Raw genomic sequence first — 11,532 nt, forward strand, 5'->3', positions numbered from 1 at the left:
ATGCCCCGCATCATCGCGGGCACCCTGGGAGGGCGCCCCATCCCCGGCCCGCCCGGAAAGGGCACGCGGCCGACGTCCGACCGCGTGCGCGAGGCGCTGTTCTCGCGGCTCGAGGGCTGGGACGCGATCGCCGGCGCCCACGTGCTCGACCTGTTCGCCGGCACCGGCGCCCTCGCCTTCGAGTCGCTCTCGCGCGGTGCGGCCTCAGCCGTGCTGGTCGAGGCGCACCAGGCGACGGCCCGACAGCTGCGCGCGACCGCCGCAAGCCTCGGCCTCGACGAGCGCTGCGAGATCCGCGCGGCGCGCGCCGAGCAGGTCGCGCAGCAGCTCGCCGGGGGGAGCGCCGGCACGTCGGCGCCCTCCGCGGAGCCCTCGCGGGCCCCGACGCACGTGAAGCCCTTCTCCCTCGTGTTCCTCGACCCGCCCTACGACCTGCCGACCGAGGCGCTCGAGTCGATGCTGGTGCAGCTGCGCCCGGTGCTCGCCGACGACGCGCTGGTCGTCATCGAGCGCTCGAGTCGCAGCCGCGCGATCGACTGGCCTGACGGATGGCAGGACGACGGCACGAAGACCTACGGCGAGACCGTGCTGCAGTACGGCGGCCCCGCTACCCTCGCCCCATGAGCACCCTCGTCCTGCCCGGCTCCTTCGATCCCTTCACGCTGGGGCACCTCGACCTCGCCCGCCGCGCCTGCGCGCTGACGGACTCCCTCGTGATCGCTGTCAGCCACAATCCCTCGAAGAAAGGTCTGCTCGACTCCGCGCAGCGCCGCGCAGTGATCGACGAGGTCCTGCGCGATGAGGGCCTCGCGGACCGGGCGCGCACCGCCCTCCTGCCCGCCGGACTGCTCGTGGACTTCTGCCGGGAGCAGGGCGCGAGCGCCGTGGTGCGCGGTCTGCGCTCCCAGCTCGATCTCGCCTACGAGGAGCCCATGGCGCGGATGAACAGCCACCTGGCGGGCGTGGACACCGTCTTCCTGCTGACGGATTCCCGGTTCAGCCACATCTCCTCGAGCCTCGTGCGGGAGGTCGCCGCCCTCGGCGGGGACGTGGCCGACATGCTCCCCCACCCCGCCCAGCGGGCGCTGCGCGAGGCCCTGGCCACCTCCTGAGCGCCGGGAGCGGCAGGGCCTCGTATCCTGGAGCCGTGAAGAACAACGCCCCCGCCCCCGGACCGGATGACCTCGGACTGCGCTTCGACGTCGTCGACCTGATCGGCCGCGTCGGCAGCCACCGCCACGTCGAGCAGAGCGTCGTCGTCGGCGAGCAGCGTATCGGTAACCTCGCGATGACCGTCCCCGCCGGGGAGAGCATCGAGGTGGAAGCCGAGCTCGAGTCCGTGGTGGAGGGCATCTACGCCGGCGGCACGGTGCGCGCACACCTCACCGGCGAGTGCTCCCGCTGCCTGGACCCGGTCGAGCAGGACGTGATCGCCCGGATCGACGAGCTGTTCAGCTACCCCGAGAAGGTGAAGAAGGACGAGGAGGACGACGTCGTCATGCTCAGCGGCGACGAGGTCGACCTCGGGGTCCTCGCGCATGACGCCCTCGCGCTGGAGGCCGAGGACCGCCCCCTGTGCTCGCCGGACTGCATGGGCCTGTGCCCGCAGTGCGGCAAGCACCTCGAGGAGGATCCCGACCACTCGCACGACCTGATCGACACCCGGTGGGCCGCGCTGACCGCACTGCTGGGCGAGGACGCGACGGATGAGCAGACCGGAACCGACGCGGCGAGCACCGGCGAGCAGGCCGAGCGAGACTGATGGCGCGCGCCCGTTCCGTCCCCCCGGCCGCTGATCCCTCCGAGCTCCTCGCGATCCTGCCGCTGTTCCCCGAGCACGCGGACGCGCTGCGCGATTCGGGACTGCTCGATCTGGCGCTCACCCACCGGTCCTTCTCCTACGAGAACGGGGCGGTGCCCCACAACGAGCGCCTCGAGTTCCTGGGGGATGCGGTTCTCCAGCTCGCCATCACCGAGGAGCTGTACACGATCCACGCAGGCCTCACCGAGGGCGACCTCGCGCGCCGCCGCGCTGCCACGGTCAACACGCGCGCTCTCGCGCTGATCGGCCGGAGGATCGAGCTGGGCCGCTTCGTGAAGCTGGGCCGCGGGGAGACCCTCTCCGGCGGCCGGGAGAAGGCATCGATCCTCGCCGACACCATGGAGGCGCTCATCGGCGCGGTGCATCTCGCCTGCGGGCAGGACGTCTCGCGCCGCTACGTGCTGGATCTGATGCGGCCGCTGCTGGACTCCGACGAGGTGCTCGAGGCCGGCTACGACTTCAAGACGCGGCTGCAGGAGATCGCCGCCGAGACCGGCGCCGTCCCCGTGTACGTCCTCACCGGCACCGGCCCCGAGCATGCGAAGACGTACACCGCGACCGTGACCATCGAAGGCGTCGTCAGCGCGAGCGGCGAAGGGGCCTCGAAGAAGGACGCTGAGCTTGCCGCCGCCCAGCATGCGGTGCGCAGCCTCCTTCCCGCTCGCAACGAGACCCTCCTCCCGCGAGGTTGAGCCGTGCCCGAGCTGCCTGAGGTCGAGGTGGTGCGGCGCGGTCTCGCGCCGCGCACCGTCGGGCGCACCATCGAGCGCGCCGAGATCCTCGAGCCGAGGTCCCTGCGGCGCCAGATCGGCGGTCCGGCCGCGTTCCTCGCAGGCATCGAGGGGGCGCGCGTGGCCGCAGTAGAGCGCCGGGGCAAGTTCCTGTGGTGGCGGCTCGAGGACCCGGATGGCGCGGAGGCCGACGAGGCGCTGATGACGCACCTCGGGATGAGCGGGCAGCTGCGGGTGCGCGACGCGGGCGTCGCTGCGTCAGCGCCGGTCGACCGCGGCGAGGGCCCGGCGAGCGACCCGCTGCGCCACCGCCGCCTCACCCTCCACCTCGATGACGGCGCGCGCGTGGACTTCGTGGACCAGCGCATCTTCGGCGGGCTCTGGCTGAGCCCGCTTGTGCCTGATCAGGCCGAGGGCGCCGCGTCTGGCGCCCGGATCCCTGCTGCCGTGGGAGCGATCGCCCTCGACCTGCTCGATCCTCGATTCGACGTCGCGGCCGCCGCGCGCGCCCTGCGCTCCCGCCGCGCGCCCATCAAGTCTCTGCTGCTGCAGCAGGGGATCGTCAGCGGGATCGGCAACATCTATGCCGACGAGGGCCTCTGGGAGGCGCGCATCCGCTACGACACCCCCGGTTCCGCGCTCACCCAGCGCCGCGCCGTGGCCCTCCTGCAGGCGACTGCTGAGGTGATGCGCCGGGCGCTGGAGGTCGGCGGGACCAGCTTCGATGCCCTCTACGTGAACGTCGACGGGCGCAGCGGCTACTTCGCGCGGTCGCTCGCGGTGTACGGACGCGAGGGCCATCCGTGCAGGCGGTGCGGTACCGTGATCAGGCGATCCGTGCTCCAGCAGCGGTCCTGTTTCCACTGCCCGCGATGCCAGCGGCCCGCGACCATGAGACGTCCCTGAGCTGATGAAGGACCCATCGTGAACGAAGCCCCTCTCCGCGTGATGCTTGTCGACGATCATGAGGTCGTCCGCCGCGGGATCTCCGCCGTGATCGCAGCGACCCCCGGTCTCTCGATCGCCGGCGAGGCCTCGAGCGTCGCCGAGGCGAAGCGCCGGATCCCCGCCGTGCGGCCCGACGTGCTCGTGGTCGATCTGCAGCTGCCCGACGGCACCGGGATCGACGTCATGCGCGCGGCCCGGGAGACCGATCCCGAGCAGCGGATGCTCGTGCTCACCAGCTTCGATGACGATCCCGCGCTGCGCGAGTCGCGCGCGGTCGGTGCCCAGGGCCTGATGCTGAAGTCCGCGCGCTCCCAGGACATCGTCGACGCGATCATGAAGATCCAGGCCGGCCAGAGCGTGTGGCCGGCCGATCGCCAGGAGGAGGAGCCGGATCTCTCCCAGAGCGACCAGCGGATCGTGGAGCTCATCGGGGACGGCCACTCCAACCGCGAGATCGCCGAGGCCCTCGGCCTCGCGGAGAAGACCGTGAAGAACCGCGTCACGATCATCCTGCACGCGCTCGGCCTGCAGCGCCGCACGCAGGTCGCCGCCATGGAGGCGGCACGCCGGCGCGCAGGCTGGAAGCCCTGAGCGGGCTCAGTCGGTCGGGGGGAGCGTCACCCGCCAGGAGATCATCGTCCCGGGCTCGAGGCTGATCGCATCCACCCAGCCCTGGTGGCGGCGCGCGCGGCTGGACATGTTCGCCAGTCCGCTGCGTCGCGTGATGCTCGGATCGATGCCGCGACCGTTGTCGGAGACGGCCACCTGCACCACGCGGTCCACGCCTTCGGAGAACACGGCGACAGCCACGGCGACCGCGGTGGCGTGCGCGTGACGGGCGGCGTTCGCGAGGGACTCGCGCACCACGGCGACGACGTCCTCCGCGATCTCGTCGGGGATCTCCGCATCCATCGCCGCCGGATCGGGCGGCAGGCGCAGAGCGGGGACGAAGCCGAGCCCGGCGGTGGCGAGCCCCGCTTCGTGCCGCAGGCGCTCGCTGAGCGTGGCCGCGGACCGATCGCGGCGGAGGGACTGCACGACCTGCCGGATCTGGGCGACAGCGCGCTCGACGCCCTGGACTGAGGACTCCACCGAACGCCGGATGCCGGCATCCGTGGCGGTGCTGCCCGGCATCTGGAGCGCCGCCGTCAGCGCCTCGAGCTCCATGCCGACGGCGAAGAGCTCCTGGATCGCCAGATCGTGGAGGTCGCGCGCGATGCGGGTGCGCTCGTCCTGGAGCTCCCGCTCCCCATCGCTCTCGCCCTCGCGCAGGACGAGGGCGATCAGCACGGCGAGCGCCTCGAGCCGCGCGCGGTCCTCGGCGTAATGGGGGTGCTCGGCGGCCGGGATCACCTGCCCCGGCTCCTGCGCGATGAGCGCGATGAGCGCCCCGTGGAAGCCCTCGCCCACCTGGATCGGCTCGCAGATCGCGGCGAAGGCCGTTCCCTCGAGCTCGATCGCGCTGATCGCGTCGATCGCATGCGGATCCTGGTGCGCGAGGGCGGCAGCCAGGGGGGATGCGGCAGGGAGGGCGATGCCCAGGAGCGCCGCCGCGTGCTCGCCGCGCACGAGCTCGAGGATCCAGCCGCCCTCGGCGCCGGGCAGCACGATCGCGACGGTCTGCGCGTGCGCGAGGGAGAGGGCGCCCTCGATCAGGAGCTCGAGCAGGTCGTCGACCTCCCCGTCGGCGAGGACGGCGGTGGCGAGGTCGAGGTAGGTGGTGCGGCAGGGGGCCGGGGTGCCGAGGGCGCGCAGGGGGCTCATGCGGTCTCCATCCTCCAGTCGGGTCGGGCGGAGGGAAGGATCCGCAGCACGGGAGTGCCCGCGAGGATCGCCTCCTCGCGGTGGGTGACGATCACGGCGCTCGCGCCGACGGGCAGCACCGATCCGTCCTCGGGGTCGAGCAGCCGCCGCAGGAGGTCATCGCCGTGCGCCGCGCCGAGATGCTCCGTGGGCTCGTCGAGCACGGTGATCGGGGCGCGCCGGGCGATCGCGCGCGCGAGCAGCAGGCGGCGCCGCTCCCCGCCGGACACGGTGGTCCCGTCGGCCCCGAGGCGCGTCTCCAGGCCCTGGGGGAGGGCCCTCACCCAGGAGTCCAGGCCCGCCGCGCTGAGCGCCGCGCGCATCTCCTCCTCGCTCAGATCTCCGCGCACGACGCGGAGGTTCTCGGCGAGCGTGGTCGCGAAGACGTGGGCGTCCTCGGCGAACAGCACCACGCGCGCGCGGATCTCCGCCTCCGGCAGATCCTCGATCCGATCCCCGTCGAGGGAGACCGATCCGGAGAGCGGGTCGAGGAGGCCGGCGAGGGTGAGCAGGAGGGTCGACTTCCCCGCTCCCGAGGGGCCGACGACGGCGAGCCGCGCGCCGGGGGCGAGGTCGAGGTCGAGATCGGTGACGCGGGGCCGGTGCGCATCCCATCCCGCGCTGAGGCCGTGCACGGCGAGGGCAGGGACGGCTGTCGGGGCGGCGGATGGCTGCGCGTGCGGCGCCGCGGGCGCAGGTGCATCCGCTGACGTGAAGGGCGCAGGGGAATTCGGGGCGGGCTCGCCGATCGCATCGGCCAGTCGGGCGGCCGCTGCGCGGGAGCGGGCGAGCTGGGAAGCCGCGGCCGGCAGCGCCGTCGCGGCCTCGAAGGAGCTCAGGGGCAGGAGCAGCAGGATGCCGATCACTCCGGCGCTCGCACCACCCGCGGTCCACGCGGCGCCGGCGGCGAGCACGGAGCCCAGCACAGCCAGGATCATCGCGAGCGGCACCGCGGCGGCGGCGATCGCGGAGGGGAGAGCGGCGCGGTCGATCGCGGCGTCGTGCGCGCGCTGATCGCTCTCCAGCTGTGCGAGGCGGGAGTCGAGGGCGCCCTGGATCCGCAGCGCGGTCGCGTCATCGAGGATCTCCAGCGCGTCGGCGCTCACCAGCGATCGAGTGCGGATCACGGCGTGCTCGGTGAGCACGGCAGCGCGGTGCGCGGCGAGCGGGGCCAGCAGCCCGGCCAGGAGCAGGGCCAGGACCATCGCCGCAGCTGCGCCGAGACTGAGCGGCGCGATCGTGAGCACGACCGCGGCGCCCATCACGATCGCGACGAGAACGGGGACGACGGCGCGGATCACCACATCTCCCATCTCCTGGGCGTCATCGCCGAGACGGGTGAGGAGGTCGCCGCGGCGGAGCCGGCTGAGGGCATCGCCTCGCCGCGCTGCCAGCGCCGTGAACAGGTTCGTGCGCAGCGACACCACACCGCGCAGGGCGACGTCATGGGTGAGCATGCGATCCAGCCAGCGGAACACTCCGCGGCTCACGCCGAGCGCGCGCACGGAGACCACCGCGACCGTCAGATCCAGCACCGGGGGCCTGGTCCATGAGGTCGTGATCAGCCAGCCGGAGACGGCCGCGAGGGCGAACGCCGCCGCGAGCGTGGCAGCGGCCGTCAGCGCCGCAGCGAGCAGCCGGCCCCTCGGGATCTCGAGCAGCGGCCAGATCCGGCCCAGCGCCGATGCGGATCCGGGCGCTCCAGAGCGCGGCGCTCCCGCCGCAGGGGCGCTCCGCTGCGTCGGCGCGCCGGAGAGGGTGCTCCTGCTCATCGGTCCTCCTCCTGATCGCTGACGCCGGGGCGCAGCTCGATGATCGCGTCGGCCGCCTCCAGCAGCCGGGAGCGGTGCGCGATGAGCACGACGGTGCGGCCCTGCGCCCGGAGGGAGCGCAGGAGCGCGAGGACGCGGTCCTCGCTCGCGCCGTCCAGATGGGCGGTCGGCTCGTCGAGGATCACCACGGGAGCGGGATCCAGGAGCGCGCGGGTGAGCGCGAGGCGCTGGCGCTCACCGAGCGAGAGCCCGGTGCCGGCGCGGCCGAGGTCCGCATCCCAGCCCCGCTGGGCGATCACCTGGTCGAGCCCGGTGACCGCCGCCGCGCTCTCGAGCGCCTCGAGCCCGGTCCCGTCCGGGGCGGCGGAGGTGAGGACCTCGCGCAGCGTTCCGGGCGGGAGCACGGGCCGCTGGGGGAGGTAGGAGATCTGCTCCCAGAAGCTCGCGCGCTCGAGGTCGCTCACATCGATGGCGGGAGCGCCGCCGGCGGGGGCGAGGGCGGCGCGTCCGCGGGTCGGCGCGAGGACGCCGAGCAGCACCTGCACCGCGGTCGTCTTCCCGGCCCCGCTCGCGCCGGCGAGCGCGGTGATGCGGCCGGGTAGGATCTCGGCGTCGGTCTCGTGGGGCGCCCAGCCGTCGCGAGAGAGCACGCTGACGCCCTGCAGGAGGAGCGTCGCGCCTTCGAGCGGGGGGCACGGGATGCGGCCGTCGGAATCGGCCGGCTCCTCGAGGATCTCGAAGGCGGCGGTCGTCGCCGCGAGCCCGTCGGCCGACGCATGGAACTGCGCTCCGACCTGCCGCAGCGGCAGGTACACCTCCGGCACGAGGACGAGCACGGCGATCGCCGGGGCGAGCTCCATGTGCCCGTAGACCAGTCGCATGCCGATGCTCACCGCCACGAGCGCGACGCACAGCGTTCCCAGCAGCTCGAGGACCATCGAGGAGAGGAACGCGTACCGCAGGGTGCCCATGGTGGAGGCGCGGTGGCGCTCCCCGAGGCTGCGGATCATGCCCTCGGGGCCCTTCTCGCGCCCCAGCGCGCGCAGGGTCGGGAGGCCCTCCACGAGATCCAGCATCTGCGACCACAGCGTGCGCGTGTCGGCGAGGAGGCGTTCGGAGCGGCCGACGGTCAGGCGGCCGATGAGGATCATGAAGATCGGCACCAGGGGGAGCGTGATCGCCGCGATGATCGCGCTGGGGAGGTCGAGCGCGGCGATCGTGAGCAGGCACAGCGGGGTCACGGTCGCGGTCAGCAGGAGCTGGGGGACGTAGCCGACGAGGTAGGGGCGGAGCTTCTCGATGCCGGTGGTCGCGAGCGCGGTGAGGTCCGCTCCGCGCCCGGCGGCCGCGCGCGGACCGAGGCGGGCGGCATGGGAGACGAGACGGCTGCGCAGGTCGGCGATGGCGTCGGTCGCTGCACGGTGGGCTGTGCGCTGCTCGAGGAGCACGGCGAGCGCGCGGACGGCGAGAGCGCCTGCCAGCAGGGCGAGCGCCCCGGGGTGCGCGGTCGGCAGCGCCCCTGAGGTCAGGAGGTCGGCGCCGATCCGAGCGAGCACGAGCGCCGTGACGATGATGGCGGCCGCCTGCACGAGGCCGAGAGCGGTGGTGCGCAGGATGTGGCGACGGGCGGCGCCGACCTCGCGCACGAGCCGCGCATCCAGGGGGCCCTGCCGGCGGCGCCCTGGCGCAGAGGCGCCCGGCACCTCCTGGCCAGCAGGAGGGACCGGGCGCACAGGAGCGATGGTCATGCGGGCGGGTTCCCCCTCAGTCCTGCTCGAACGCGCGGCGGTAGCCTCCGCGCGCCTTCTCCAGGAGCTCCGCGCCGGGCGCGGGAGAGTCGCCCCCGGTGACGCGGTGGCGGAACACCCAGTACGCCCAGATCTGGTAGGCGATGACGATCGGCAGCAGGACGACGCCGGCGATCGTCATCACCAGCAGCGTGTGCTCGCTGGAGGACGCGTTCGCGACGGTGAGGGAGTTCGCCGCGTCGGTGCTCGAGGGCAGGACGTAGGGGAACAGGCCCAGGAACAGGTGCACGGCCGCCGCGCCGATGCCGACGGTCGTCGCGACGAACGCGGCGCCCTCGCGGCCCATCCGGTTCAGCGGCACGACCGCGACCAGTGCGACCGCGGCGATCAGCAGCGGCAGCCAGGCCAGCCAGGTGTGCGAGTGAGCGAGCTGGTTCCAGATCAGGTACACCGCGCCGAGCACGATCGTCGGCCAGGCGAGCCAGGTGATCTGGCGGTTCGCATCCGCGCGCAGGGCGCCCGTGGTGCGGATCGCGAGGTAGGCGGTGCCGTGCAGCCAGAACAGCAGCACGAACACGATCCCGCCGAGCAGCGCGAAGGGGTTCAGCAGGCCGAGCAGCGAGGTGGTCACCCAGCTGTTCTCATCGATGCCGACCCCGGCGACGATGTTCGAGAAGGCCACGCCCCACAGCAGCGCCGGCAGGAACCCGGTGATGATGTGCACGGCGTCCCAGCTGTTCTCCCACCGTGCATCGCTGCGCTTGGAACGCCACTTGAAGGCGCACACGCGCAGGATGAGCGCGACGAGGATCAGCAGGAGGGCCAGGTAGAAGCCGGAGAACAGCGTCGCGTACCACTCGGGGAAGGCGGCGAACATGGCGCCGCCGCCTACGAGCAGCCACACCTCGTTGCCGTCCCACACGGGGCCGATGGTCTTCAGCATCGTGCCGCGGCGCTCGCGCGAGCCCTTGCCGAGGGAGGCGAGGTTCATCTGCACGCCGAAGTCGAAGCCCTCGAGCACGAAGTAGCCGAGGAACAGCACGGCGATGAGGATGAACCAGATGGTCTGCAGGGCAGTGGGGTCGATGGGTCCCATGGTGCGTCTCTCCTCAGTACCCGAAGCTCAGGACGGGCGTGTCGATCTCGTCGGTCTGCTGGTCGCGCTTCGGCGCGGGGATGCCCTTCAGGGCGGCCTTGCGCATGAGCTCGAACCAGACGACGGCGAGGGCGCCGTAGACGAGGGTGAAGACGACCAGCGAGGTCACGACCATCCACGACGGGTGGCTCGAGACTCCCTGCATGGTCATGAGGCGGATCGTCGGATCGTCGGGATTGGGGTAAACGACCCAGGGCTGGCGCCCCATCTCGGTGAAGACCCAGCCCGCGGAGTTCGCGAGGAAGGGCATCGGCATCGCGAGCAGCGCGAACCACTTGAACGCGCCGGAGCCCGTGGTGCGGGCGCTCTCGCCCTTGCCGCGCGTCACCCACAGCGCCCAGAACGCGAGGATCGCGCTGAAGACGGCCAGGCCGATCATGAGGCGGAACGACCAGTAGGTGACGAACAGGTTCGGGCGGTAGTCGGCCTCGTGCTCGACGCCGTGGATGTCGGTGACGGTCTCGCCGAACTGCTCCTTGTACTGCGCGTTCACGTCGTCGACGCCCTGCAGGGTCGCGTCGAAGGTGTGGGTGGCGAGGAAGGAGGTGAGGTTCGGCAGCTCGATGAGGTGGGTGACGCTGCTGCAGTCCTGGGAGAACGCGTCGGGCCCGCCGACGGTGAGGATCGAGAACGGCGCTCCGGCCTGCGTCTCGCAGAGCGCTTCGGCCGATGCCATCTTCATGGGCTGCTGGCGGAACAAGATCTGCGCCTGGAAGTCGCCGGAGATCACGAGCACGATGCCGGCCACGAACATGCCGATCGTGCCGAAGCGGACCGCCGGGCGGAAGACGCGCTGGGCGAGGTGGGCGTGATCGGCGGCCTCGCGGCTGCCGGCCTCGGCGGCGCGGGCCCTGTTGTGGTGGTTCACCATGTGCCAGGCGGCGATGCCCGTGACGAAGGCGGCCGCGACCAGCCACGCGCCCGCGATGACGTGGGGGAAGGCGGCGAGGGTGGTGACGTTGGTGAGGACCGAGAGGATCGAGCCCTTCTCCGGGTCGAGCTCCGCGCGGCCGGTCGCCTCGTTGAGCGTCGCGCCGACGGGGTGCTGCATGAACGAGTTGGCGGCGATGATGAAGTAGCCCGAGGCCATGGTGCCGATCGCCACGCACCAGATGGTCAGCAGGTGGATCTTCGCCGGCAGCCTGTCCCAGCCGAAGATCCACAGGCCCAGGAACACAGACTCGAGGAAGAACGCGACCAGGCCTTCGAGCGCGAGCGGGGCGCCGAAGATGTCGCCCACGTAGCGCGAGTACTCCGACCAGTTCATCCCGAACTGGAACTCCTGCACGATGCCCGTGGCGATGCCGATGCCGAAGTTGATGATGAGCATCGACCCGAAGAACCTCGTCAGCCGGATCCAGGCGTCGCGCGCGATCTCGTCCTTCGCGCGCATGGCGACCGTCTGCATGATCGCGACCAGCAGGCTGAGCCCGATCGTGAGCGGGACGAAAATGAAGTGGTAGACGGTCGTGATGCCGAACTGCCACCGGGCGAGGTCAAGGGCTTCCAACGGGGGCCTCCTGGGAGGAAGGGATGCTGCGCCGCCTGCGGA

Annotated in this window: 11 protein-coding genes; 6 read left to right on the forward strand and 5 right to left on the reverse strand. The window is 72.3% G+C overall.

All coding sequences use genetic code 11. The features are described from left to right. The 6 genes from Bequi_RS09135 to Bequi_RS09160 are packed head-to-tail and all read left to right on the forward strand — an operon-like array spanning position 1 to position 4,092. Complete coding sequence (locus tag Bequi_RS09135) at positions 1-624, forward strand: RsmD family RNA methyltransferase (RefSeq protein ID WP_249737634.1); 624 nt, start codon at positions 1-3, stop codon at positions 622-624. Beyond that, positions 621-1,112 carry a pantetheine-phosphate adenylyltransferase gene (gene coaD / locus Bequi_RS09140; RefSeq protein WP_249737635.1) on the forward strand — a complete coding sequence of 164 codons (492 nt, stop codon included), beginning with the start codon at positions 621-623 and terminating at the stop codon, positions 1,110-1,112. Before Bequi_RS09135 ends, coaD begins: the two co-directional genes overlap by 4 nt. A 35-nt stretch (positions 1,113-1,147) precedes the next feature. Next, entirely contained in the window at positions 1,148-1,762 is a 615-nt protein-coding gene (locus Bequi_RS09145) for a YceD family protein (RefSeq protein WP_249737636.1), read from the forward strand. Beyond that, positions 1,762-2,514 carry a ribonuclease III gene (gene rnc / locus Bequi_RS09150; RefSeq protein WP_249737637.1) on the forward strand — a complete coding sequence of 251 codons (753 nt, stop codon included), beginning with the start codon at positions 1,762-1,764 and terminating at the stop codon, positions 2,512-2,514. The genes Bequi_RS09145 and rnc overlap by 1 nt, the downstream gene beginning before the upstream one ends. A 3-nt stretch (positions 2,515-2,517) precedes the next feature. After that, entirely contained in the window at positions 2,518-3,459 is a 942-nt protein-coding gene (gene mutM / locus Bequi_RS09155; protein ID WP_249737638.1) for a bifunctional DNA-formamidopyrimidine glycosylase/DNA-(apurinic or apyrimidinic site) lyase, read from the forward strand. A gap of 42 nt (positions 3,460-3,501) precedes the next feature. Next, positions 3,502-4,092: a response regulator transcription factor gene (locus tag Bequi_RS09160; protein WP_249737787.1), complete on the forward strand. Its 591-nt coding sequence runs from the start codon at positions 3,502-3,504 to the stop codon at positions 4,090-4,092. A gap of 6 nt (positions 4,093-4,098) precedes the next feature. On the opposite strand, the gene Bequi_RS09165 is transcribed toward Bequi_RS09160, so the two are convergent. From Bequi_RS09165 to Bequi_RS09185, 5 genes are read right to left on the reverse strand one after another with little or no spacing between them, the layout of a single operon-like run. Beyond that, on the reverse strand, positions 4,099-5,265 hold the full coding sequence (locus Bequi_RS09165) for a sensor histidine kinase (RefSeq protein ID WP_249737639.1): 1,167 nt from the start codon (positions 5,263-5,265) through the stop codon (positions 4,099-4,101). Beyond that, entirely contained in the window at positions 5,262-7,076 is a 1,815-nt protein-coding gene (cydC, locus tag Bequi_RS09170) for a thiol reductant ABC exporter subunit CydC (protein WP_249737640.1), read from the reverse strand. Before cydC ends, Bequi_RS09165 begins: the two co-directional genes overlap by 4 nt. Then, positions 7,073-8,824 carry a thiol reductant ABC exporter subunit CydD gene (gene cydD / locus Bequi_RS09175; protein ID WP_249737641.1) on the reverse strand — a complete coding sequence of 584 codons (1,752 nt, stop codon included), beginning with the start codon at positions 8,822-8,824 and terminating at the stop codon, positions 7,073-7,075. Before cydD ends, cydC begins: the two co-directional genes overlap by 4 nt. 16 nt (positions 8,825-8,840) lie before the next feature. Then, positions 8,841-9,920 carry a cytochrome d ubiquinol oxidase subunit II gene (gene cydB / locus Bequi_RS09180; protein ID WP_249737642.1) on the reverse strand — a complete coding sequence of 360 codons (1,080 nt, stop codon included), beginning with the start codon at positions 9,918-9,920 and terminating at the stop codon, positions 8,841-8,843. Between the two features lie 13 nt (positions 9,921-9,933). Then, on the reverse strand, positions 9,934-11,490 hold the full coding sequence (locus Bequi_RS09185; RefSeq protein ID WP_249737643.1) for a cytochrome ubiquinol oxidase subunit I: 1,557 nt from the start codon (positions 11,488-11,490) through the stop codon (positions 9,934-9,936). Positions 11,491-11,532: the final 42 nt, after the last annotated feature.

It is taken from the genome of Brachybacterium equifaecis (genome assembly GCF_023509525.1).
GTDB classification, from domain to species: Bacteria; Actinomycetota; Actinomycetes; order Actinomycetales; family Dermabacteraceae; genus Brachybacterium; species Brachybacterium equifaecis.

Bases quoted from the DNA above. Each gene is read 5' to 3' on its own strand.
- Bequi_RS09135 (WP_249737634.1), top strand. From the start codon at position 1: ATGCCCCGCATCATCGCGGGCACCCTGGGAGGGCGCCCCATCCCCGGC.
- coaD (WP_249737635.1), top strand. From the start codon at position 621: ATGAGCACCCTCGTCCTGCCCGGCTCCTTCGATCCCTTCACGCTGGGG.
- rnc (WP_249737637.1), top strand. From the start codon at position 1,762: ATGGCGCGCGCCCGTTCCGTCCCCCCGGCCGCTGATCCCTCCGAGCTC.
- Bequi_RS09160 (WP_249737787.1), top strand. From the start codon at position 3,502: ATGCTTGTCGACGATCATGAGGTCGTCCGCCGCGGGATCTCCGCCGTG.
- Bequi_RS09165 (WP_249737639.1), bottom strand. From the start codon at position 5,265: ATGAGCCCCCTGCGCGCCCTCGGCACCCCGGCCCCCTGCCGCACCACC.
- cydC (WP_249737640.1), bottom strand. From the start codon at position 7,076: ATGAGCAGGAGCACCCTCTCCGGCGCGCCGACGCAGCGGAGCGCCCCT.
- cydD (WP_249737641.1), bottom strand. From the start codon at position 8,824: ATGACCATCGCTCCTGTGCGCCCGGTCCCTCCTGCTGGCCAGGAGGTG.
- cydB (WP_249737642.1), bottom strand. From the start codon at position 9,920: ATGGGACCCATCGACCCCACTGCCCTGCAGACCATCTGGTTCATCCTC.